Raw genomic sequence first — 22,764 nt, 5'->3', positions numbered from 1 at the left:
TCGAAACCGTAGGGCGGATAAGCGTAGCGCCATCCGCCAATTCGTTAATTAATACAGCGCCTTACCGTTGCTGTCTTTTATACTGGTCTTCCAGGCAGTACGAACCTGCTCAACGACGTTATCCGGCAGGCTGGCGTAGTCCAGATCATTCGCCTGTTTAGCGCCATTTTTGTAGGCCCAGTCGAAGAACTTCAACACTTCAGCACCCTGCTCAGGTTTCTTCTGCGCTTTGTGGACCAGGATAAAGGTGGTGGAGGTGATTGGCCACACATCGTCACCTTTCTGGTTGGTCAGATCCTGCGCGAAGGTTTTGCTCCAGTCAGCGCCTTTCGCCGCATTAGAGAAGCTCTCTTCCGTCGGGCTTACCGGTTTGCCGTCGGCAGAAACCAGTTTGGTGTAGGCCAGGTTGTTCTGCTTAGCGTAAGCGTATTCAACGTAGCCGATAGCGCCTGGCAGACGCTGTACAAATGCCGCGATGCCGTCGTTACCTTTACCGCCCAGACCGGTTGGCCAGTTCACGGTAGAACCCGCGCCCACTTTCGATTTCCACTCGTCGTTGACTTTCGCCAGGTAACTGGTGAACACGAAGGAGGTACCGGAACCGTCAGCGCGACGCACCACAGCGATGTTCTGAGAAGGCAGCTTCACGCCTGGGTTCAGTTTAGTGATGGCTTCATCATCCCACTTTTTGATTTTACCGAGGTAGATGTCACCCAGCGTTTTACCATCCAGCACCAGTTCGCCGGATTTGAGGCCTGGAATATTCACCGCCAGCACCACGCCGCCGATCACCGTCGGGAACTGGAACAGGCCTTCCTGATTCAGTTTTTCGTCAGACAGCGGCGCATCGGAAGCGCCAAAATCAACGGTATTCGCGGTGATTTGTTTCACGCCGCCGGAAGAGCCTATCCCCTGGTAATTGACTTTGTTACCGGTTTCTTTCTGGTAGGTATCCGCCCATTTGGCATACACCGGCGCAGGAAACGTTGCACCGGCACCTGTCAGGCTTGCTGCTGCAAAGGCAGAGAACGCGCTCATCGATAAGGTCGCGGCGACAACAGTTGCGACAGTGGTACGCATAACTTTCATAATGTCTCCTGCACGGTTTCGGTAAATCGTTGTTTGAGTTGCTACGATGAGCAAAATAGGACAAATTGATGACAGTTATATGTCTTGATTATGACGGTTTGATGACAATGGAAATAAAAAAAGCTGGCCCGGGGAGACACCAGACCAGCCTGCAGGGGGAGATGAATTAGACTGTTTGCGCAACCGCAGACGGTTTCAACAGCGCGTACATCAGGCCGCAGACAATCGTGCCCAGGGCAATCGAGAGCAGGTACTGCATCACATGTTCTACCGCATGCGGGATCGCCAGGACAAAGAGACCGCCGTGTGGTGCCATCAGTGTACAACCGAAATACATGGACAGTCCCCCGGCGATTGCGCCACCGACCATCGTGGAAGGGATGACGCGCATCGGGTCACGCGCAGCGAAGGGAATCGCCCCTTCAGAGATAAAGCACAGCCCCAGGATAAAGGATGCGTTACCCGCTTCATGCTCAGAGGCAGTGAATTTCGCTCTGGCCGCCCAGGTTGCGACGCCCATTCCTAATGCCGGTACCATCCCTGCCGCCATAATGGCCGCCATTGGCATATAAGAATGAGAAGCCAGTAAACCGACGCCGAAGGTATACGCAGCTTTATTCACCGGCCCACCAAGGTCAAAACCTTGCATTGCGCCCAGCAACATTCCCAGCAAGATAGCATTCGTAGAGGTCATATTCCCCAGGAACGTCGTCAGCCCTTCCATCACCGCAGAAACGGGGCCACCCACCACGTAAATCATGATTAGGCCGGTAATCAGCGTAGACAGTAGCGGCAGAACCAGCACAGGCTTAAGTGCTTCCATTGACGCCGGCAGCTTAATATTTTGCGCCAGAAACCGTACGCTGTAACCAGCCAGAAAACCGGCCACAATCCCTCCCAGGAAACCAGCGCCGCACTGGCTGGCCAACATCCCGCCAATAAGCCCCGGGGCCAGGCCCGGACGATCGGCAATTGAGAAGGCAATAAACCCAGCCAGTACCGGCACCATCAGCGCAAAGGCCGCCTTACCACCAATTTGAAATAACGCAGCCGCCAGCGTGCCCGGCTCATTGAAGGCCTGGATACCGAAGACAAAAGAGAGCGCGATACACAATCCTCCCGCCACCACCAAAGGAAGCATATGGGATACACCGGTCATTAAATGCTTATAAACGCCGGGTAGCTCTGTTTTACCAGCTGAAGAAGAGCGCCCGGCACTCCCCTGATAGACCTCAGCGCTATTGAAAGCATTATCCATTTCCTGCGCACTCTTTTTTAGCGCCGCGCCGGTACTGGTGCGATAGAGTCTTTTGCCAACAAAGCCTGACAGATCTAGCTCAATATCCGCCGCGATAATCACCACATCCGCTTGCGCTATCTCTTCCGCGGTCAGCGTGTTCTTCGCCCCGACGGAACCGCGGGTTTCAACCTTGATCCAGTCACCACGCTTGCGGGCTTCAATTTCCAACGCTTCTGCCGCCATAAAGGTATGGGCGACGCCCGTCGGACAGGCCGTCACAGCAACAATTTTTTTAGTCATAGTAGGGTACCCTGTTCTTTTAATTTAAAGAAAAAGCGGGAAAAAATGTTACAGACGTGACCAGGCCGCTGCTTTCTGGAATAGCGCGTCATCCGGGCGAATCCCGGTATAAAGGACAAATTGCTCCACGGCCTGAATAGCAAACACTTCGGAACCGGTAATCACGGTTTTACCGCGTTCACGGGCGTAGCGGATCAGCGGCGTGACGGGCGGTAGCGCCACCACATCAAAGATAACGCTCGCCTTATCCACTTCCTGTTCGGAATAAGAGAGTTTGTCGGCATCATTACCGCCAGCCATTCCGATAGGCGTGGCGTTAATTAACAAATCGGCTTCAATACCGTCGGTATCCGGGCGCCATTCATAGCCATAGAGTTCGGCCAGTTGTTTACCTGACGCTTCATCAATCGCGACAATATAACCACGGGTAAACCCCGCATCCTTCAGCGCGCAGGCCACCGCCTTTGCCATACCACCGCTGCCACGCAAAGCAAACACCAGGTCGGGAGAGACCTTGTAATTCGCCAGCAAGCGAGCTATTGCAATGTAATCGGTGTTGTACGCCTTCAGATGGCCATTGGTATTCACAATGGTATTAACTGAGTGAATGGCCTGAGCGGAAGCATCCAGTTCATCCACCAGCGGAATGCAGGCTTCCTTAAATGGCATAGAGATCGCGCACCCACGGATCCCCAGACCGCGCACGCCGCTAATGGCCTGCGTAAGATCGGTCGGCGAAAAGGCTTTGTAGAGATAATTGAGATCCAGCGCTTCGTACAGATAGTTGTGAAAGCGTGTACCGAAGTTACTCGGGCGTGCCGCCAGGGACATGCAGACCTGAGTATCTTTATTAATGCGCTTTGTCATGATGAATCCTCATAGAAGTTGCGATAGAGAAAATCATCGGCTAAAAAGGGGATATTAAAAATTGCTCATTCCCGTTAGGGAAATTTCACCTTTTATGGCAACCCGGCACACTGAACAAAAATACTTAAAGCTACTCCAGCACTATGGCGACAAGCCTGTTAGCGTGACGCTACAGGAGCTGGCGGATGTGTTGTTCTGCACCCGGCGACATATGCGTAATCTGTTGCTTCAGATGCAGGAGGCAAAGTGGCTCATCTGGCAATCACAGGCCGGACGTGGGCATCGCGCCCGGCTTCACCTGCGCTATAAACCAGAACAGCTGTTAAGCGAAAAGGCGGAGCAGTTGCTGGAGTCTGGTCATGTTGATCAGGCCATTCAACTGCTGGGTAAAAATAAGCACCAGGTGGCGCAACTGCTGCGTTCAAAGCTGGGCTATAGCGTGCGGGCAGACTATCAGCGGCTGTGCATCCCCTATTACCGGACAATGCCGTCGCTGTGCCCCGGCACGCCGCTGCGTCGCTCTGAACAGCATCTGGTCAGGCAGATTTTTAGCGGCCTGACGCGCATAAATGAGGAAAAAGGTGAAGTCGAAGCCGATCTTGCCCACCACTGGCGGCAGATTGATCCACTGCGCTGGCGTTTTTATCTGCGCCCCGCCGTCCTCTGGCATGATGGTCAGGAGCTGACGATCGACGCGGTTATCGCTTCACTGACCCGCAGCGCTAAGCTGCCGCTGTTCTCGCACTTGCAGACCATTCAGGCCACCGGGCCGCTGAGCCTTGAAATTACGCTGGCGCACCCGGATAACCGACTGCCGCTGCTGCTCAGCCATATTGATGCCATGATCCTACCGCCTGACCATACACAACGCGCTGATTTCCCGGCACATCCTGTGGGGACTGGCCCTTATGAGGTGGTGGAAAACAATGGCTTTCATCTGCAAATGAAGGCCTTTGACCACTATTTCGGTCTGCGCGGGCTGCTGGATGAAGTGGAGGTCTTTATCTGGCCGAATTTAACGGAGACAGACAACCTGGCGGAATCGCTGTCGGATAACGACACGGCAGCCTGGCTCAGCTCCAGCCTGAGCGATGAGGATTACGTTTCCGGACGGCTTAGCCAGGTATCAGGCAAACCTTCTGACAACCTGCGCGAGATGTTTCTTGAGCGTGGAGGATATTTTTTATTATGCGACAGCCGCTCCCCGCACTGGCATACCGCCGAACATCGCCGCTGGCTACGGGAAACACTCAGCCCTTACGCCATACTCCAGCATCTGAGTGAGGCAATTCGCCCCTTCTGGGTACCGGGCGGCAGCCTGCTGTCCTCCTGGTTTCATACTATTGAGGCGGGCCCGGCCTGTTCACCTTTTATCTCGTCGTCGCCCTACGCAAAACTGCGTCTGGCCTATCACGATCAGCACCCTGAATTTCCAATGCTCCTGGATATCATGCAAGAGATCATGCGCCAGCAGGGCATTTTACTTGAGGGCGTTGAGCTGAATTATGATGACTGGGCGAATGGCAAAGCCAATGTGGATCTCTGGCTGGGGACGGTCAATTTCCCCATTCCCGAAGAGTGGAACGTCGGTACATGGCTACTGGGCTCCCCTTTACTGCGCCACGCCATCAGTGGTGGGGATGATGCGCTGCTGGCCCAATGGGAAACCCAGTGGCATGCCGAAACCATCAGCGCGGAACAACTGGTCAGGGAAACCACCCGTTCAGGCTGGCTACAGCCGCTTTTTCACCACTGGATGCGACTCAAAAGCCCCGACCGGGCCAGGGGGATCCACCTGAATAACCTGGGGTGGTTTGATTTCCGATCCACCTGGATTGAGCCAGGGCCTTAAAGAAGAGAATGTGACCGGGTGCCCGTAGCGCAGGCAGGCGTAGCACCTCTTAGTCGCTCTTCAGCCACCATAGAGAAAGAACAGCGCCTGTCACAGCGCACAAAAAAAGGCCGTCTGTCGACGGCCTTCTGCCTGGTGCAACATTTGTACTTACTCTACCGTCACCGATTTCGCCAGGTTACGCGGCTGGTCAACGTCGGTGCCTTTAATCAGCGCCACGTGATACGCCAGCAGTTGCAGCGGAACGGTGTAGAAGATAGGCGCGATCACTTCTTCCACATGCGGCATCTCGATGATGTGCATGTTGTCACTGCTCACAAAACCCGCATCCTGATCGGCGAAGACGTACAACTGACCGCCACGTGCGCGAACTTCTTCGATGTTGGATTTCAGTTTCTCCAGCAGTTCGTTGTTCGGCGCCACCACAATCACCGGCATATCGGCGTCAATCAGCGCCAACGGCCCGTGTTTCAGCTCGCCTGCAGCATAGGCTTCCGCGTGAATGTAAGAGATCTCTTTCAGCTTCAGCGCGCCTTCGAGCGCAATCGGATATTGATCGCCACGACCGAGGAATAGCGCGTGATGCTTGTCGGAGAAATCTTCTGCAAGCAGCTCGATGCGTTTGTCCTGCGACAGCATCTGCTCAATACGGCTCGGCAGCGCCTGTAGGCCATGCACGATATCATGCTCAATGGACGCATCCAGACCTTTCAGACGCGCCAGTTTCGCCACCAGCATCAACAGCACGGTTAACTGGGTGGTGAAGGCTTTGGTAGATGCTACGCCAATTTCCGTTCCGGCATTGGTCATCAGCGCCAGATCGGATTCACGCACCAGCGAAGATCCCGGCACGTTACAAATTGCCAGAGAGCCCAAATATCCCAGCTCTTTCGACAGACGCAGGCCAGCCAGGGTATCTGCCGTTTCGCCAGACTGGGAGAGCGTGATCATCAGGCTGTTACGGCGCACGGCAGATTTGCGATAGCGGAATTCAGAGGCGATTTCAACGTCGCACGGAATACCTGCCAGCGATTCAAACCAGTAACGGGAAACCATACCGGAGTTGTAAGACGTACCGCAGGCGAGGATCTGAATATGCTCAACCTTCGACAGCAGTTCATCGGCGTTCGGTCCCAGCTCGCTTAAATCCACCTGACCGTGGCTGATGCGCCCGGTAAGGGTGTTTTTGATCGCGTTCGGCTGTTCGTAGATCTCTTTCTGCATGTAGTGGCGGTAAATACCTTTATCGCCCGCGTCATATTGCAGATTGGATTCGATATCCTGACGTTTTACTTCCGCGCCGGTGTTATCGAAGATATTTACCGAACGGCGAGTGATTTCAGCGATATCGCCCTCTTCAAGGAAGATAAAGCGACGAGTCACTGGCAACAGCGCCAGCTGGTCAGAAGCGATAAAGTTTTCGCCCATACCCAGGCCAATCACCAGCGGGCTACCAGAACGTGCAGCCAGTAGGGTATCCGGGTGACGGGTATCCATGATCACTGTACCGTACGCACCACGCAGTTGCGGGATAGCACGCAGAACAGCCTCACGCAGAGTACCGCCCTGTTTCAGTTCCCAGTTTACCAGGTGTGCAATCACTTCGGTGTCGGTTTCAGAAACGAAGGTATAGCCACGCGCTTTTAACGCTTCACGCAGCGGTTCATGGTTTTCGATGATGCCGTTATGCACCACCACAATGTGTTCAGAAACATGCGGATGCGCGTTAGCTTCTGAAGGTTCACCGTGCGTCGCCCAACGAGTGTGAGCAATACCGGTGCCGCCATGCAGAGGATGTTCTTCCGCTGCCTGAGCCAGCATCTGGACTTTACCGAGGCGACGCAGGCGGGTCATATGACCTTCTGCATCAACCACGGCCAGACCGGCAGAGTCATATCCGCGGTATTCCAGACGACGTAAACCTTCAAGAAGGATTTCAGCTACATCACGCTGCGCGATAGCGCCAACAATTCCACACATAGTTTTATTTCCTGATTATGGCATTACGCCATGCGTTGTCGCTGACCTGTATGCCCGTCGTTGCGGGCGCCCCGAGCCTTGTAGAGAGTGGGGTTATTTTTATAAGTACTGCTCATGGAGCGGAGGATTATTTTATCCTCTCATCTCCGGTCTGCCGGATGGCGCTGACGCTTATCCGGCTTACAAAATCACTTTTTCTTCACCGGACGCTGCCAGCCTTGCTTATGCACCTGCGGCACGCGGCTTAATACCAGTTCATTGTCAGCTACGTTACGGGTGACGGTAGTCCCTGCGGCGATGGTGGCCCCTTTACCAACAGTAACCGGCGCCACCAGTTGGGTATCGGAGCCGACAAACACATCGTCGCCAATAACCGTTTTGAATTTGTTCGCACCATCATAGTTACAGGTGATGGTCCCCGCGCCGATATTCACGTTGTCGCCAATTTCCGCATCGCCCAGGTAGGTCAGATGGCCGGCTTTAGAACCTTTACCGAGACGCGCTTTTTTCATCTCAACGAAATTGCCGACGTGAGCGCCCGCTAACAGCTCCGCGCCGGGACGCAGGCGAGCAAACGGACCGATGGTGCAGGCCGCTTCCAGATGCGCATCTTCCACCACGCTGTATGGGCTAATTTCGCAGTCATCGCCAATAACGCTGTTTTTAATAATGCAGCCCGCGCCGATCTTCACGCGGTGACCGAGCGTTACATAACCTTCGATGATAACGTTAGCGTCAATTTCCACATCCATTCCACAATGAAGGGTGCCGCGGAGATCAAAACGTGCCGGATCGCGCAACATAACGCCGGATAACAGCAGTTTCTCCGCCTGTTCGGCCTGGTAAATACGCTCCAGACGAGAAAGCTGTAGACGGTTATTCACGCCGTCCGTTTCGCTGATGCGAGCCGGATGCACCGCGGCGATTTCCCGTCCTTCCTGATAAGCCAGCGCAATGATATCAGTGATATAATATTCACCCTGCGCATTATTGTTAGTCAGCTTAGACAACCAGCGTTTCAGGTCCGCGCCGTTGGCGATCAGAATACCGGTGTTAATTTCCTGGATCTGACGCTGTTCATCAGTGGCGTCTTTATGTTCAACGATGCCGGTCACTTTACCGTTTTCACGCGTAATACGGCCATAGCCGCTCGGATCGTCCAGCTTCACGGTTAATAACCCAATACCACCCTGCGGTTTGGCATCGCGCAGGCGCTGTAAGGTTTCAACCGAAATCAGCGGCACGTCGCCGTAAAGCATTAAAATATCTTCATCGTCGCTAAAGAAGGGCGCGGCCTGCTGCATTGCGTGACCTGTACCCAACTGTTCCGCCTGAAGCACCCAGTTCAGCTTGTCATCTTTCAGGGTCTGTTTTAACAACTCGCCACCGTGGCCATAGACCAGATGAACCTGTGCGGCCCCTAATTTAGTAGCTGCATCAATGACATGCTGCACCATGGGTTTACCCGCCAGCGTGTGCAGCACTTTAGGAATATCGGAATACATGCGCGTGCCTTTACCTGCGGCAAGGATCACTACGCTCATAGCACTATTTAACATACGCGTCCTGACTGTAATTTGAGAACGAATTTATACTGTTTCACGTTGAAAATACTACATTTTTTTCATCGTAAAATGGAAGAAGGATAAAACGCTCACCGGGATAAAATCCCCGCCTGCTAATGAATCATTTTCGTTCATTACCGCGCCTCTTGTCTCCTGAAAAGTAAAAACACCCGCGTATTGGCAACGTAGTCCGATGTTTTTGCTGTTTTTTTACTCCATAAATAAAGAAGATAACGAAATAAAGCGCAGGGGAGTCAGAAAAGCAAAAACCAGCGACAGAGGCCGCTGGTTTTCCGTTGCGCGTATTTTTTACTTAATTACGCGACATAAAAATCCGCAAAATATACCAGAACATGGTCGCGATAGAAGCAAACAGATGTAATGCCGCGCCAGCAGGGCGATCGGTAGGGTAATGGTGAATAATGTTAGAAGTATCGTAAAGTATAAACCCGGCGCACAGCAGTACCATCAGCGCAGAAAACCAGACGCCCAGCGAGAAGCCGCAGATGACGCTGGCAATAATCGCGCCAAAAGCAATGAACCCAGCCATAGTCAGAAACGAGCGCAGAAAAGAAAAGTCTTTTTTTATAGAAAAAGCGGTAAACGTCAGGCCGCCGACCAGCAACAGAGTCGTTATTGCCGCCGCGCCAATGCTCGACGGGTTAATATACGCCGCCACCGTTAACAGGGGGGCAAAAATCAGGGATTCTGCCAACACATAAATCCCCAGCCCGATAAGTTGCGTTTGATTAGTCCCCGCATTATCCGCCAGACGGGTCGCCAGCATTCCCACCAGCATAAAAGCGCCGAGAACAACCAACCAGCTATATCTTCCACCAGCCAGCAGCACATCAAGCGCATACTCCCCGACCCCTATAAAACTCCACGCCGCGCTCAATACGATAAAACCGACGATGGCGACGGCGAGATGAAGATAAGCACGACGAATAAAGGTAGTACGATCAATCCTTGAGTCGGGTTGTGGACCCGCAAAGGATGGCTGAAATGACATAGTAATAATCCCTCATTTTATGCAATAAAAACGCATCCATTCCTCCCTTCTTCGCACAATGTGCAGATGCCAATGACAGAAAGAAGGATTTAATGAAAACAGCGCTGTCGCTGAAAACGCGTCGCCTTCAGCCGCTTGTTTTTGTCGTTGCTAGTTTATCGAATAAAAATTGAGAGGATAAAAAAAAACCAGTCCGCAATCAGACTGGTTTTATGCTTTCAAGCCGGTGTTACATCGCTTTTTTGGTCAACTCGATAACGCGCAGTTTAGCGATCGCTTTGGCCAGTTCCGCAGACGCCTGAGCGTAATCCACGTCACCGTGCGAGCTCTTAATGTGCTCTTCGGCTTTACGCTTCGCTTCCAGGGCTCGCGCTTCGTCGAGATCCTGACCGCGAATCGCGGTATCCGCCAGAACGGTCACGCTGCCAGGCTGCACTTCCAGAATGCCGCCGGACAGATAGATAAACTCTTCATGACCGTGCTGCTTAACGATGCGAATCATACCAGGCTTAATGGCGGTGAGTAGCGGCGCGTGCCCCGGGTAAATCCCCAGTTCGCCTTCGCTACCCGTAACCTGGATTTTCTCGACCAGACCGGAGAACATTTGTTGCTCCGCGCTGACGACATCCAGGTGGTAAGTCATTGCCATATCACCCTCCGATTAAGGCGTTAAAGTTTTTTGGCTTTTTCCACGGCTTCGTCGATGGAACCGACCATGTAGAACGCCTGCTCCGGCAGGTGATCGTATTCGCCTTCCATGATGCCTTTAAAGCCACGGATGGTGTCTTTCAGGGAGACGTATTTGCCCGGAGAACCGGTAAATACTTCCGCCACGAAGAACGGCTGGGACAGGAAGCGCTGAATTTTACGCGCGCGTGCTACCACCAGTTTATCTTCTTCAGACAGTTCATCCATACCGAGGATGGCGATGATGTCTTTCAGTTCCTGATAACGCTGCAGGATGGACTGAACGCCACGCGCGGTGTCGTAGTGTTCCTGACCAACAACCAGCGGATCCAGCTGACGGCTGGTGGAGTCCAGCGGGTCAACGGCCGGGTAGATACCCAGGGATGCGATCTGACGGCTCAGTACCACGGTTGCATCTAAGTGCGCAAAGGTGGTGGCTGGAGACGGGTCAGTCAAGTCATCCGCCGGTACGTATACCGCCTGTACGGAGGTGATAGAACCGGTTTTGGTGGAGGTGATACGTTCCTGCAGAACGCCCATCTCTTCCGCCAGAGTCGGCTGGTAACCTACTGCGGAAGGCATACGGCCCAGCAGTGCGGATACTTCCGTACCGGCCAGGGTGTAACGATAGATGTTATCGACGAACAGCAGTACGTCACGACCTTCGTCACGGAATTTCTCCGCCATGGTCAGACCGGTCAGTGCAACGCGCAGACGGTTTCCCGGCGGCTCGTTCATCTGGCCATACACCAGGGATACTTTATCGATAACGTTGGAGTCGGTCATTTCGTGGTAGAAGTCGTTACCCTCACGAGTACGTTCACCTACGCCCGCAAACACAGAGTAACCGGAGTGCTCGATCGCGATGTTACGGATAAGCTCCATCATGTTTACGGTTTTACCTACACCCGCTCCACCGAACAGACCGACTTTACCGCCCTTCGCGAACGGACACATCAGGTCGATAACTTTGATACCGGTTTCCAGCAGTTCCTGAGAGTTTGACAACTCTTCGTAGGAAGGTGCTGCGCGGTGAATCGCCCAACGCTCTTCTTCGCCGATCTCGCCTTTCATGTCGACCGGTTCGCCCAGGACGTTCATGATACGACCCAGCGTGGCTTTACCTACCGGGACTTCGATCGGGTGTTCGAGATCTTTTACATCCAGACCGCGACGCAGACCGTCAGAAGACCCCATCGCGATGGTACGCACGATACCGCCGCCAAGCTGCTGCTGAACTTCCAGCACCAGCTTCTCATTACCATTCTGCACCTCAAGGGCATCGTACACGCGTGGTACGGCATCCTGAGGGAACTCGACGTCGACCACGGCGCCGATTACCTGGACAATCTTTCCAGTAGCCATCTTAAATCCTCTACGAAATAACCTGGTTAAACCGCGGCGGCCCCCGAGACGATCTCGGTGAGTTCCTGAGTAATGCTGGCCTGACGAGCTTTGTTGTATACCAACTGCAGCTCTTTAATCAGGCTGCCGCCATTATCGGTTGCGGCTTTCATCGCCACCATTCGTGCGGCCTGCTCGCTGGCCAGGTTTTCTACCACGCCCTGATAAACCTGAGACTCCACATAACGACGCAGGAGAGTATCCAGCAGCGCTTTCGGGTCTGGTTCATACAGGTAATCCCAGGCTTTACGCTTCAGATCATCATCTTCTGACGCCGGCAGCGGCAGCAGTTGAGTGATCGTCGGCACCTGAGACATGGTGTTAATAAATTTGTTGCTGACAATGTAAAGCTTGTCCAGACGGCCTTCGTCGTAGGCCTGCAACATCACTTTAACCGGACCGATCAGTTCGGACAGAGAAGGGTTATCCCCCATACCTGTCACCTGAGCGACAACGTTGCCGCCTACGGAATTAAAGAATGACACGCCCTTAGAGCCGATCATTGCGAGTTCGCACTGAACGCCTTTATCAGACCATGCCTTCATATCCGCCAGCAGCTTTTTGAACAGGTTAATGTTCAAGCCACCGCACAAACCACGGTCGGTCGACACTACCAGGTAGCCCACGCGTTTAACGTCGCGCTCTTCCAGGTAGGGGTGCTTATATTCCAGATTACCGTTCGCAAGGTGACCAATCACTTTGCGCATGGTCTCTGCATAAGGACGGCTGGCCGCCATGCGATCCTGCGATTTACGCATTTTGGAAGCGGCGACCATCTCCATCGCTTTAGTGATCTTTTGCGTGTTCTGGACGCTTGCGATCTTACTACGTATCTCTTTTGCGCCGGCCATGAGCTTCTCCTCAATGCCTTACGGCCTGCCCTAAGGCAAGCCGCCAGACGTTACCAGGACTGGGTTGCTTTGAAGGAATCGAGGATGCCTTTCAGCTTGCCTTCGATTTCGTCGTTATAGCCACCGGACTGGTTGATCTCTTGCATCAGCGGAGCGTGATCACGGTCGACGTAAGCCAGCAGTGCGGCTTCGAAGCTACCGATTTTCGCCAGTTCGACATCCGCCAGATAACCACGTTCTGCTGCGAACAGAACCAGAGACTGCTGCGCGACGGACATCGGCGCATACTGTTTCTGTTTCAGCAGTTCGGTCACTTTCTGACCGTGGTCAAGCTGTTTACGGGTGGCATCGTCAAGGTCGGATGCAAACTGAGAGAACGCCGCCAGTTCACGATACTGCGCCAGCGCGGTACGAATACCACCGGACAGTTTTTTCATGATCTTGGTCTGGGCTGCGCCACCTACACGGGATACCGAGATACCCGGGTTAACCGCAGGACGAATACCGGCGTTAAACAGGTTAGATTCCAGGAAGATCTGACCATCGGTAATGGAAATTACGTTGGTCGGAACGAACGCGGAAACGTCACCTGCCTGCGTTTCGATAATCGGCAGCGCGGTCAGAGAGCCGGTTTTCCCTTTCACTTCACCTTTGGTGAAGGCTTCGACGTAGTCGGCGTTAACACGCGCAGCACGCTCCAGCAGACGAGAGTGGAGGTAGAATACGTCGCCCGGGAATGCTTCACGTCCTGGCGGACGACGGAGCAGCAGGGAGATCTGACGGTAAGCAACAGCCTGTTTAGACAGGTCATCGTAAATGATCAGCGCATCTTCACCGCGGTCACGGAAGTATTCGCCCATTGCGCAACCGGCATACGGCGCCAGATATTGCAGAGCAGCGGATTCGGACGCGGTCGCCACCACAACGATGGTGTTAGCCAGCGCGCCGTGTTCTTCCAGTTTACGCACCACGTTAGAGATGGTGGACGCTTTCTGGCCGATAGCGACATAGATACATTTGATACCGGAATCGCGCTGGTTGATGATGGCGTCGATAGCCAGCGCGGTTTTACCGGTCTGACGGTCACCGATGATCAGTTCACGCTGACCACGACCGATTGGGATCATGGAGTCAACGGCTTTATAGCCGGTCTGCACCGGCTGATCGACAGACTGACGATCGATAACGCCCGGCGCAATCGCTTCAACGGCAGAGAAGCCGTCATTATCAACCGGACCTTTACCGTCAATTGGCGCACCCAGGGTGTTCACCACACGTCCCAGCAGACCGCGGCCAACCGGAACTTCCAGGATACGACCCGTACATTTAACCTTCATGCCTTCGGCAAGGTCAGCGTATGGACCCATGACTACCGCACCCACGGAGTCGCGCTCCAGGTTCAGTGCGATAGCGTAACGGTTACCCGGCAGGGAGATCATTTCACCCTGCATACAATCGGCCAGGCCGTGAATGCGGATAACACCGTCACTGACAGAAACAATAGTACCTTCGTTGTGAGCTTCGCTCACCACATTGAACTGAGCAATGCGCTGCTTGATCAGTTCGCTGATTTCGGTGGAATTCAGTTGCATGCTCCAGTCCCCTTAAGACTGCAAGACGTCTGCAAGGCGCTCAAGACGGCCGCGTACGCTGCCATCAATGACCATATCACCCGCCCGGATGATAACGCCTGCCATTACAGACTTATCGATTTTGCAATTCAGCTTCACTTTGCGTGACAGACGTTTTTCCATCGCGGCGCTGATTTTCGAAAGCTGCTCTTCACTCAATGCGGTTGCCGACGTAACTTCTACCTCGGAGGTAGCTTCACTGGCGGCACGCAGATGAATAAACTGCTCCAGAACATCCGGGAGCGCGTTCAGACGATTATTTTCAGCCATCACCCGAATCAGGTTCTGACCGTTTTCGTCTAACTGCTCACCGCAGACTGCGATAAACGACTCAGCGAGCGTTTCCGGCGCCAGCGCGCCAGAGAGAAGCTCTGCCATTTGTTCGTTCTTGGTTACCTCGGCGGCAAACGCCAGCATATCCTGCCAGCGCTCTACACTTTGGTGTTCAACGGCAAAGTCAAAAGCTGCTTTGGCGTAGGGGCGAGCTACCGTAACAAATTCAGACATCAGCCCCTCCCTCCTTACAGTTCAGCGACAAGTTTATCCACGATGTCGCTGTTAGCAGCTTCATCCACGGAACGTTCGATGATCTTCTCGGCGCCAGCAACAGCCAGGATAGCAACTTGCTTACGCAGCTCTTCACGGGCGCGTTTACGCTCGGCTTCAATTTCCGCCTGCGCCTGCGCCACGATTTTAGTACGTTCCTGCTCTGCTTCAGTTTTGGCTTCGTCCAGGATCTGAGCGCGGCGTTTGTTTGCCTGCTCGATGATTACCTGAGCTTCCGCTTTCGCTTTTTTCAGCTGGTCGGTCGCGCTGGCCTTTGCAAGGTCAAGATCCTTATGTGCTCGTTCAGCAGAAGCGAGACCGTCAGCAATTTCTTTCTGACGTTTCTCGATGGCTGCCATTAACGGCGGCCATACGTACTTCATGCAAAACCAGACAAAGAGAATAAACGCGATGGCCTGGCCGAGGATTGTTGCGTTAAGATTCACAGCACAATGCCTCTATCTAGTTAACCTTCTGATATTGCTCTTAATTCAAGCAACGCTTACTACGCGACAGCGAACATCACGTACAGACCCAGACCTACAGCGATCATCGGGATAGCATCCACCAGACCCATAACGATAAAGAACTGAGTACGCAGCAGAGGAATCAGATCAGGTTGACGCGCCGCGCCTTCCAGGAATTTACCCCCGAGGATGCCGATACCGATCGCAGCACCGATTGCCGCCAGACCCATCATCACAGCGGCAGCCATGTACAGCAGATCCATATTCAGGTTTTCCATGACAGTCTCCAGTTTGTTTCAGTTAAAACGTAGTAGTGTTGGTAAATTAATGCTCTTCGGACGCCATCGACAGATAGACAATCGTCAGAACCATGAAAATGAAGGCTTGCAGCGTAATAATCAGGATGTGGAAAATGGCCCACGGCACATTCAGAATCCACTGTGACCACCACGGCAACAGACCAGCAATCAGAATGAAAATCAGCTCACCGGCATACATGTTGCCGAACAGTCGCAGACCGAGAGAAACCGGTTTGGACAGCAGACTTACCCCTTCAAGGATTAAGTTGACAGGAATGAACGCCCAGTGATTGAACGGCTGCAGCGTCAACTCTTTTGCGAAGCCGCCGATGCCTTTCATTTTGATGCTGTAGAACAGAATAAGGATGAATACGCCCAGCGCCATCGACAGGGTGATGTTCACGTCAGCAGACGGCACCACGCGCGTTGCCGGCAGACCCAGCCAATGCTCAGCGATATACGGCAGCAGGTCGATAGGCAGTAAGTCCATCAGGTTCATAAGGAATACCCAGACGAAAATCGTCAGGGCCAGCGGCGCAATCAGCTTGCTTTTGCCATGGTACATGTCTTTGACGCTGCCATGCACAAAGCCGACTATCAGCTCAATCGCGGTCTGAAACTTGCCTGGCACGCCGCTGGTCGCTTTTTTAGCAACGCTACGGAACATCACCAGAAACAACAGACCCAGCACCACCGAGAAGAACATGGAGTCAATATTGAGCGTCCAGAAGGTGGCTGGGGGGTTCTGCGGATCCACCAGCGAGAAAGTACGCAGGTCCAGCTGAAGGTTATTCAGATGGTGTCCTATGTATTCCTGCGGCGTCATATTTTCTGAAGCCATGATGCCTTTTACCCTTTGTTGTTAATTACAGCCGGCGCCAGTATCTGAACCACCAGCACCAAAACCCACGTAACGATCAGCGGCAAAAACACCGCCTTTAAAACCGCCAACGCCACCACCAGTAAAACCAGCATCGCTAACACCTTGAAGGCTTCACCGAAGGCGAAAGTCCAGGACACGCGGCCCTTAGCAGGTGTATGCGCCTGGTGACGCCAGGCAAATATCATAAACAACATATTAGGCAGTGCCACTGCCAATCCCCCACATACTGCGGAGATGCCCCAGAAGGGGTCTTTGAGGCAAAACAGCAATCCACTTGCTATTACCGCCAGAAACTGAATGAACAGAAGCTTACGAGCAACGTTTCGACTCACGAGCGACACAGACATCACGTTTTTACTCCTGCTCACTTCGAGGTATGCCGCGTGTCGTATAAAACGTTCTTTAAGACTTAGAGTCAAGCATCAAAAAGCGGTCAAATTATACGGTGCGCCCCCGTGATTTCAAACAATAAGTAGCCAAAAGGTGAATAAATGTTTAAATATTTTTCTCTGGCCCGCATTTTTAACTTTTAGCCAAAGTGTGAACGATCGTACAAAACTGCAAATAGCGCGAAAACACTGGCGATAAAGCGTGCACCAGATCACACATTAAACATATTCATGCTTACGCAATTCATTTACGTGTCAATTCATGCCTTTTCATCTTTTTGATATTTAAGCGTAAAACCAGGTACTGTTTTAAAAATACCAGCTTACACCTTAAAAACGCCCCATTGACATTTATAATAAAAATTTAACAAGCAAAAGTGATTTTTCGATTCGATTTTTAGCAGACTGATATTTACAAAGTTGATTACTCTCTGTTTTAACAAAAGAAGCGACGTTGTCATGTTGAAACGAAACCGTAAATCCAGAGTTAAATGTAACAACGCTGAAATGCGTTATACCTGTCGATTTTTAACACAAGCCGCGTCGTTTTTTTTCTATTTTTTTTGATAAAAATTAAACTTTGTTTGACTTAATAATCACCAGATGCCGCTCGCCTTCCAGTTGCGGAACGCGTAATTTTTCAACAGATTCGACGCTAAAATTGTCAGGTAGTGAGGCAATTTCATCCCCTGGCAATTGCCCTTTTAAGGCATAAAAACGCCCTTTCTCTCCCGGCAGATGGTGACACCAGCTCACCATATCATTCAACGATGCGAAAGCGCGGCTGATAACGCCATCAAACGGCGGTTCGGAGGGATAGGCTTCAACGCGGCTTTGAACCGGCGTGATGTTTTCCAGTTTCAGTTCGTGCTGGACCTGACGCAGAAAACGTACCCGCTTGCCCAGGCTGTCGAGTAAGGTGAAATGCGCGTCAGGGAGAACAATAGCCAGCGGGATGCCCGGCAGCCCCGGTCCTGTTCCTACGTCGATAAAACGCTGTCCCTGAAGATACGGCGCAACGACTATGCTGTCGAGAATATGGCGTACCAACATTTCGTTGGGATCCCGCACTGACGTCAGGTTGTATGCTTTGTTCCATTTGTGCAGCATATCAACGTAGGCGACCAGCAGCGTTTTCTGGTGATCGGTAAGAGAAATACCGGCATCAGCCAGCAGACGAGAGAGTTTGTTGAGCACGGTCATTACCTGCTAATAATCAAATGCCCGATGCGCTTTCGCTTATCGGGCCTACAAATTTGTAGGGCGGGCAAGCGAAGCGCCCCCGCCAAATTAGTGTTATCAAGCGCTACGACGCAGCATACCTTGTTTTTTCAGCCATACCAGCAGAATGGAGATTGCCGCTGGCGTAACGCCGGAGATACGCGATGCCTGGCCGATAGACGCCGGTTTATGATCGTTCAGCTTGGCGATAACTTCGTTCGACAGACCGGAAACCTGACGATAATCCAGCGTGGCAGGCAGCAACGTATTCTCGTTACGTAGTTGTTTTTCAATCTCATCCTGCTGGCGAGCGATATAACCTTCGTATTTGACCTGGATTTCCACCTGCTCAGCGGCTTGCTCATCTTCAAGCGCAGGCGCGAATGCGGCAAGCGAAGTGAGCTGCGCGTAGGTCATTTCCGGACGACGCAACAGATCTTCGCCGCTGGCCTCACGGGAGAGAGGCGTGGTCAAATGCGCATTCACTTCATCGGCGGATTCCGCAGACGGCGTTACCCATGTCGATTTCAGCCGCTGACGTTCGCGTTCGATATTTTCCAGCTTCTCGTTGAATCGCGCCCAGCGTTCATCATCCACCAGACCCAGCTCGCGGCCCATTTCGGTCAGACGCAGATCGGCGTTGTCCTCACGCAGCATCAGGCGATATTCGGCGCGGGAGGTAAACATGCGATACGGCTCTTTGGTGCCCAGCGTACAGAGATCGTCCACCAGCACGCCGAGATAAGCCTGAGAACGCGCAGGCGCCCAGCCCTCTTTGTCGGCGGAAAGACGCGCGGCATTCAGACCAGCGAGCAAGCCCTGCGCCGCAGCCTCTTCATAGCCGGTAGTACCGTTGATTTGACCAGCAAAGAACAGGCCGTGAATAAATTTACTTTCCAGCGTCGGTTTCAGATCGCGCGGGTCGAAGAAATCGTACTCAATCGCGTAACCAGGACGAACGATCTTCGCGTTCTCCATGCCCTGCATGGAACGGACAATCTGCATCTGCACGTCAAACGGCAGGCTGGTGGAGATACCGTTAGGGTAAATCTCATTAGAGGTCAGTCCTTCCGGCTCAAGAAAGATCTGATGCTGGTTACGATCGGCAAAACGCATCACCTTGTCTTCGATCGAAGGACAGTAGCGTGGGCCGATCCCTTCGATCACGCCAGCGTACATTGGGCTACGATCGAGGTTATTACGAATCACGTCATGGGTTTTCTCATTGGTATGCGTGATGTAACACGGCACCTGTTGCGGATGCTGAGAAGCATTCCCCATAAACGAGAAAACCGGCATCGGGTTATCGCCATGCTGTTGAGCCAACACGCTGAAATCGATAGTACGCGCATCAATACGCGGCGGTGTGCCCGTTTTCAGGCGGCTGACGCGTAGCGGGAGCTCACGCAGACGGCGAGACAGCGGGATGGATGGCGGATCGCCAGCACGACCGCCGCTGTAGTTATCCAGACCAATATGAATTTTGCCGTCCAGGAAGGTCCCGACGGTCAGCACCACCGCTTTCGCGCGGAATTTGAGCCCCATTTGGGTCACGGCGCCGACAACGCGATCGTTTTCGACAATCAGATCTTCAACCGCTTGCTGGAAGATCATCAGATTCGGCTGATTCTCCAGCGCGGTACGCACCGCCTGGCGGTATAAGACTCGATCCGCCTGAGCCCGGGTAGCGCGAACAGCCGGACCTTTGCTGGCGTTTAGTATCCTAAACTGAATACCTGCCTGATCGATCGCTTTCGCCATCAGACCGCCGAGCGCATCCACCTCTTTTACCAGATGTCCCTTTCCAATACCGCCGATCGCCGGGTTGCAGCTCATCTGCCCCAACGTGTCAATATTGTGTGTCAAAAGCAGAGTCTGTTGACCCATACGCGCTGCGGCCATCGCGGCCTCAGTGCCTGCATGACCCCCGCCAATAATAATGACGTCAAAAGGATCCTGATAAAACATGGTAATTGCCTCGCATAACGCGGTGTGAAAATGGATTGAAGCCCGGGCGGTGGATTCTACTCAACTTTAGCCGATGGAGAAAGCCCCGGGATCCGGGCTATTAAAAAGAAGATCTTTTTATTTAGAGATCTGTTCTATTGTGATCTCTTATTAGGATCGCACCAGGCTGTGGATAACCCGGATCCTGTAATAAAGATCAAAGCGTTGGAAAGGATCACTAGCTGTGAATGATCGGTGATCGTGGCCCGTATAAGCTGGGATCAAAACGGGTACTTATACACAACTCAAAAAGTGAACAACGGTTATTCTTTGGATAACTACCGGTTGATCCAAGCTTTCCACCAGATTTATCCACAATGGATCGCACGATCTTTACACTTATTTGAGTAAATTAACCCAGGATCCTAGCCAAATCTCCGCTGGATCTTCCGGAATCTCATGTTCAAGGATGTTGATCTTCAGTGTTTCCCCAACCTGTTTTGCGCCAGCGCCTTTCAGTTCCGCTTCTATTTTCTCAATCGCGCCACAAAACGTGTCGTATTCTCGACTACCAATGCCAATTGCGCCGAAACGTACCGCGGAAAGATCGGGTTTCTGCGTCTGAAGGTCTTCATAGAAAGGGGTCAGGTTGTCCGGAATGTCTCCGGCGCCGTGCGTTGAGCTGATTATCAGCCAGATCCCGGAAGTTGACAGATCCTCTAATAACGGACCGTGCACCGTTTCGGTTGAAAAACCGGCAGCTTCCAGCTTTTCCGCCAGATGTTCCGCGACGTATTCGGCGCCGCCCAGGGTGCTGCCGCTGATAAGAGTAATGTCTGCCATTGATCGCTCGCTCAGGTAAAGAGGCTGCATTGTACTCTGTGAACGAGCTGGGATCTACCTGTGGAAAAATGTGGGATTAAAAAAGCCGATCATGGCTTGATGGTGCGCATGATCGGGTTCTGCAAGACGATCAGTGTCTCAGTGGACTGAATTTCATCAATTGTTTGGATCTTGTTGATAAGTACGTGCTGAAGCGCGTCGATTGATTTGCACATCACTTTTATAAAGATGCTGTAGTGACCGGTGGTGTAATACGCTTCCGTCACCTCATCCAGGCTTTCCAGCCGGGCCAGTGCGGAGGGATAGTCTTTGGCGCTTTTGAGGATGATGCCAATAAAGCAGCCCACATCGTAGCCCAGTTGTTTAGGGCTGACGTCAATCCGTGCGCCCGTAATGATCCCGGCCTGCTTCATTTTCTCGACGCGAACGTGAATGGTTCCAGGGCTAACGCCAAATTGTTTGGCCAGTTCGGCGTAGGCGGTGCGGGCATTTTCCATTAAGGCGTCAAGTATGCCGCGGTCCAGATTGTCGATCTGATAATTTTCCATCGCTTTTTCTTATGCAGATTAATGATTATCTCTATTTTAGCCATTATTTTTAACGAATCAAAATCGAAGTTAGCTTTTTATCTGTTGATTATTGAATAGTGCTCTCGTTTTGTTGCTTAATCATAGGCAACAGGACGCAGGAGTAAAAAAATGAAAACCGCTTACATTGCCAAACAACGTCAAATTAGCTTCGTGAAATCACATTTCTCTCGCCAGCTGGAGGAGCGTCTGGGTCTGATTGAGGTCCAGGCGCCGATCCTGAGTCGCGTAGGGGATGGTACGCAGGATAATTTGTCCGGCTGTGAAAAAGCGGTGCAGGTAAAAGTGAAAGCGTTGCCTGACGCCCAGTTCGAAGTGGTGCATTCACTGGCGAAGTGGAAACGTCAAACCCTGGGGCAACATGACTTCAGCGCGGGCGAAGGGCTGTACACGCACATGAAAGCCCTTCGCCCCGATGAAGACCGACTCTCTCCGCTCCACTCGGTCTATGTGGATCAGTGGGACTGGGAGCGTGTCATGGGCGATGGCGAGCGCCAATTTTCCACCCTGAAAAGCACAGTAGAGGCTATATGGGCAGGAATTAAGGCGACGGAAGCGGAAGTGCATAAACAGTTTGGTCTGGCGCCGTTCCTGCCGGATCAGATCCATTTTGTTCACAGTCAGGAACTGCTGGCGCGTTTCCCGGATCTGGATGCGAAAGGGCGCGAACGCGCGATCGCCAAAGAACTTGGCGCCGTTTTTCTGGTGGGGATCGGCGGTAAACTGAGCGATGGCCACCGCCATGATGTACGCGCGCCGGATTATGATGACTGGAGCTCCGCATCTGAGCTGGGTTACGCCGGTCTGAACGGCGATATCCTGGTGTGGAACCCGGTGCTGGAAGATGCGTTTGAGCTTTCCTCTATGGGTATCCGTGTAGATGCCGATACGCTGATGCGCCAGCTGGCGTTGACCGGTGATGAAGATCGCCTGCAACTGGAGTGGCATCAGGCGCTGCTGCGCGGCGAAATGCCGCAGACCATCGGCGGCGGGATTGGGCAGTCGCGTCTGACGATGTTGCTGCTGCAATTGCCGCATATTGGTCAGGTACAGTGCGGCGTATGGCCCGCTCAGGTTCGCGAAAGCATTCCTGCTATTTTATAA

21 protein-coding genes are annotated in these 22,764 nt (G+C 52.7%); 2 read left to right on the top strand and 19 right to left on the bottom strand.

What is annotated here, in order from left to right; all coding sequences use genetic code 11:
• Positions 1–48 precede the first annotated feature (48 nt).
• From pstS to NBA72_RS22455, 3 genes are all read right to left on the bottom strand, one after another.
• Entirely contained in the window at positions 49–1,089 is a 1,041-nt protein-coding gene (pstS, locus tag NBA72_RS22465; RefSeq protein WP_000867131.1) for a phosphate ABC transporter substrate-binding protein PstS, read from the bottom strand.
• A gap of 166 nt (positions 1,090–1,255) precedes the next feature.
• Positions 1,256–2,629 (bottom strand): fructose-specific PTS transporter subunit EIIC, encoded by a 1,374-nt coding sequence (locus NBA72_RS22460; RefSeq protein ID WP_023232183.1) that lies wholly within the window; start codon positions 2,627–2,629, stop codon positions 1,256–1,258.
• 48 nt (positions 2,630–2,677) lie between these two features.
• The gene (locus tag NBA72_RS22455; RefSeq protein ID WP_000166709.1) at positions 2,678–3,496 is read right to left on the bottom strand and encodes a shikimate 5-dehydrogenase; all 819 of its coding nucleotides are present in this window, start codon (positions 3,494–3,496) and stop codon (positions 2,678–2,680) included.
• 94 nt (positions 3,497–3,590) lie between these two features.
• Between NBA72_RS22455 and NBA72_RS22450 the strand changes: the two genes are divergently transcribed.
• A complete protein-coding gene (locus NBA72_RS22450; RefSeq protein WP_024157382.1) occupies positions 3,591–5,348 on the top strand; it encodes an SgrR family transcriptional regulator in 1,758 nt (585 codons plus the stop codon).
• Positions 5,349–5,498: 150 nt separating this feature from the next.
• On the opposite strand, the gene glmS is transcribed toward NBA72_RS22450, so the two are convergent.
• The 16 genes from glmS to asnC form a co-directional block, all read right to left on the bottom strand.
• The gene (glmS, locus tag NBA72_RS22445; RefSeq protein WP_000334061.1) at positions 5,499–7,328 is read right to left on the bottom strand and encodes a glutamine--fructose-6-phosphate transaminase (isomerizing); all 1,830 of its coding nucleotides are present in this window, start codon (positions 7,326–7,328) and stop codon (positions 5,499–5,501) included.
• Positions 7,329–7,516: 188 nt separating this feature from the next.
• Positions 7,517–8,887, bottom strand: coding sequence for a bifunctional UDP-N-acetylglucosamine diphosphorylase/glucosamine-1-phosphate N-acetyltransferase GlmU (gene glmU / locus NBA72_RS22440; protein WP_000934851.1), 1,371 nt, complete (start codon positions 8,885–8,887; stop codon positions 7,517–7,519).
• A 319-nt stretch (positions 8,888–9,206) separates the two neighbouring features.
• A complete protein-coding gene (locus tag NBA72_RS22435) occupies positions 9,207–9,905 on the bottom strand; it encodes a Bax inhibitor-1/YccA family protein (RefSeq protein WP_000009908.1) in 699 nt (232 codons plus the stop codon).
• 229 nt (positions 9,906–10,134) lie between these two features.
• Positions 10,135–10,554: a F0F1 ATP synthase subunit epsilon gene (locus tag NBA72_RS22430; protein WP_001251971.1), complete on the bottom strand. Its 420-nt coding sequence runs from the start codon at positions 10,552–10,554 to the stop codon at positions 10,135–10,137.
• Positions 10,555–10,574: 20 nt separating this feature from the next.
• On the bottom strand, positions 10,575–11,957 hold the full coding sequence (gene atpD / locus NBA72_RS22425) for a F0F1 ATP synthase subunit beta (RefSeq protein ID WP_000190499.1): 1,383 nt from the start codon (positions 11,955–11,957) through the stop codon (positions 10,575–10,577).
• Positions 11,958–11,983: 26 nt separating this feature from the next.
• A complete protein-coding gene (gene atpG / locus NBA72_RS22420; RefSeq protein WP_000896506.1) occupies positions 11,984–12,847 on the bottom strand; it encodes a F0F1 ATP synthase subunit gamma in 864 nt (287 codons plus the stop codon).
• A gap of 50 nt (positions 12,848–12,897) precedes the next feature.
• The gene (gene atpA, locus NBA72_RS22415; protein ID WP_001176751.1) at positions 12,898–14,439 is read right to left on the bottom strand and encodes a F0F1 ATP synthase subunit alpha; all 1,542 of its coding nucleotides are present in this window, start codon (positions 14,437–14,439) and stop codon (positions 12,898–12,900) included.
• 12 nt (positions 14,440–14,451) lie between these two features.
• The gene (gene atpH / locus NBA72_RS22410) at positions 14,452–14,985 is read right to left on the bottom strand and encodes a F0F1 ATP synthase subunit delta (protein ID WP_001288957.1); all 534 of its coding nucleotides are present in this window, start codon (positions 14,983–14,985) and stop codon (positions 14,452–14,454) included.
• A 14-nt stretch (positions 14,986–14,999) separates the two neighbouring features.
• Positions 15,000–15,470: a F0F1 ATP synthase subunit B gene (gene atpF, locus NBA72_RS22405; RefSeq protein ID WP_001052212.1), complete on the bottom strand. Its 471-nt coding sequence runs from the start codon at positions 15,468–15,470 to the stop codon at positions 15,000–15,002.
• A 59-nt stretch (positions 15,471–15,529) separates the two neighbouring features.
• A complete protein-coding gene (atpE, locus tag NBA72_RS22400) occupies positions 15,530–15,769 on the bottom strand; it encodes a F0F1 ATP synthase subunit C (RefSeq protein WP_000429386.1) in 240 nt (79 codons plus the stop codon).
• Positions 15,770–15,815: 46 nt separating this feature from the next.
• The gene (atpB, locus tag NBA72_RS22395) at positions 15,816–16,631 is read right to left on the bottom strand and encodes a F0F1 ATP synthase subunit A (protein ID WP_000135632.1); all 816 of its coding nucleotides are present in this window, start codon (positions 16,629–16,631) and stop codon (positions 15,816–15,818) included.
• A gap of 8 nt (positions 16,632–16,639) precedes the next feature.
• The gene (gene atpI, locus NBA72_RS22390; RefSeq protein WP_000116685.1) at positions 16,640–17,020 is read right to left on the bottom strand and encodes a F0F1 ATP synthase subunit I; all 381 of its coding nucleotides are present in this window, start codon (positions 17,018–17,020) and stop codon (positions 16,640–16,642) included.
• 615 nt (positions 17,021–17,635) lie between these two features.
• Positions 17,636–18,259 carry a 16S rRNA (guanine(527)-N(7))-methyltransferase RsmG gene (rsmG, locus tag NBA72_RS22385; protein WP_001519938.1) on the bottom strand — a complete coding sequence of 208 codons (624 nt, stop codon included), beginning with the start codon at positions 18,257–18,259 and terminating at the stop codon, positions 17,636–17,638.
• Between the two features lie 102 nt (positions 18,260–18,361).
• On the bottom strand, positions 18,362–20,251 hold the full coding sequence (gene mnmG, locus NBA72_RS22380; RefSeq protein ID WP_000499872.1) for a tRNA uridine-5-carboxymethylaminomethyl(34) synthesis enzyme MnmG: 1,890 nt from the start codon (positions 20,249–20,251) through the stop codon (positions 18,362–18,364).
• A gap of 378 nt (positions 20,252–20,629) precedes the next feature.
• Entirely contained in the window at positions 20,630–21,073 is a 444-nt protein-coding gene (gene mioC, locus NBA72_RS22375; RefSeq protein ID WP_024157385.1) for an FMN-binding protein MioC, read from the bottom strand.
• A gap of 89 nt (positions 21,074–21,162) precedes the next feature.
• Positions 21,163–21,621: a transcriptional regulator AsnC gene (gene asnC, locus NBA72_RS22370; protein ID WP_000433016.1), complete on the bottom strand. Its 459-nt coding sequence runs from the start codon at positions 21,619–21,621 to the stop codon at positions 21,163–21,165.
• A gap of 150 nt (positions 21,622–21,771) precedes the next feature.
• Between asnC and asnA the strand changes: the two genes are divergently transcribed.
• A complete protein-coding gene (asnA, locus tag NBA72_RS22365) occupies positions 21,772–22,764 on the top strand; it encodes an aspartate--ammonia ligase (RefSeq protein WP_000845118.1) in 993 nt (330 codons plus the stop codon).

It is taken from the genome of Salmonella sp. NW1250, assembly GCF_051812965.1.
In the GTDB taxonomy this organism is placed as follows: Bacteria; Pseudomonadota; Gammaproteobacteria; order Enterobacterales; family Enterobacteriaceae; genus Salmonella; species Salmonella enterica.
The sequence above is the reverse complement of the archived record's forward strand: the minus strand, read 5'-3'. Positions and strand labels throughout refer to the sequence as shown.

Excerpts from the sequence above, each read along its gene's own strand:
- atpI (WP_000116685.1), bottom strand. The coding sequence starts at position 17,020 with ATGTCTGTGTCGCTCGTGAGTCGAAACGTTGCTCGTAAGCTTCTGTTC.
- atpE (WP_000429386.1), bottom strand. The coding sequence starts at position 15,769 with ATGGAAAACCTGAATATGGATCTGCTGTACATGGCTGCCGCTGTGATG.
- asnC (WP_000433016.1), bottom strand. The coding sequence starts at position 21,621 with ATGGAAAATTATCAGATCGACAATCTGGACCGCGGCATACTTGACGCC.
- mnmG (WP_000499872.1), bottom strand. The coding sequence starts at position 20,251 with ATGTTTTATCAGGATCCTTTTGACGTCATTATTATTGGCGGGGGTCAT.
- pstS (WP_000867131.1), bottom strand. The coding sequence starts at position 1,089 with ATGAAAGTTATGCGTACCACTGTCGCAACTGTTGTCGCCGCGACCTTA.
- NBA72_RS22460 (WP_023232183.1), bottom strand. The coding sequence starts at position 2,629 with ATGACTAAAAAAATTGTTGCTGTGACGGCCTGTCCGACGGGCGTCGCC.
- NBA72_RS22435 (WP_000009908.1), bottom strand. The coding sequence starts at position 9,905 with ATGTCATTTCAGCCATCCTTTGCGGGTCCACAACCCGACTCAAGGATT.
- atpG (WP_000896506.1), bottom strand. The coding sequence starts at position 12,847 with ATGGCCGGCGCAAAAGAGATACGTAGTAAGATCGCAAGCGTCCAGAAC.
- atpH (WP_001288957.1), bottom strand. The coding sequence starts at position 14,985 with ATGTCTGAATTTGTTACGGTAGCTCGCCCCTACGCCAAAGCAGCTTTT.
- mioC (WP_024157385.1), bottom strand. The coding sequence starts at position 21,073 with ATGGCAGACATTACTCTTATCAGCGGCAGCACCCTGGGCGGCGCCGAA.
- glmU (WP_000934851.1), bottom strand. The coding sequence starts at position 8,887 with ATGTTAAATAGTGCTATGAGCGTAGTGATCCTTGCCGCAGGTAAAGGC.
- atpB (WP_000135632.1), bottom strand. The coding sequence starts at position 16,631 with ATGGCTTCAGAAAATATGACGCCGCAGGAATACATAGGACACCATCTG.
- NBA72_RS22455 (WP_000166709.1), bottom strand. The coding sequence starts at position 3,496 with ATGACAAAGCGCATTAATAAAGATACTCAGGTCTGCATGTCCCTGGCG.
- glmS (WP_000334061.1), bottom strand. The coding sequence starts at position 7,328 with ATGTGTGGAATTGTTGGCGCTATCGCGCAGCGTGATGTAGCTGAAATC.
- atpA (WP_001176751.1), bottom strand. The coding sequence starts at position 14,439 with ATGCAACTGAATTCCACCGAAATCAGCGAACTGATCAAGCAGCGCATT.
- NBA72_RS22430 (WP_001251971.1), bottom strand. The coding sequence starts at position 10,554 with ATGGCAATGACTTACCACCTGGATGTCGTCAGCGCGGAGCAACAAATG.
- asnA (WP_000845118.1), top strand. The coding sequence starts at position 21,772 with ATGAAAACCGCTTACATTGCCAAACAACGTCAAATTAGCTTCGTGAAA.
- NBA72_RS22450 (WP_024157382.1), top strand. The coding sequence starts at position 3,591 with ATGGCAACCCGGCACACTGAACAAAAATACTTAAAGCTACTCCAGCAC.
- atpD (WP_000190499.1), bottom strand. The coding sequence starts at position 11,957 with ATGGCTACTGGAAAGATTGTCCAGGTAATCGGCGCCGTGGTCGACGTC.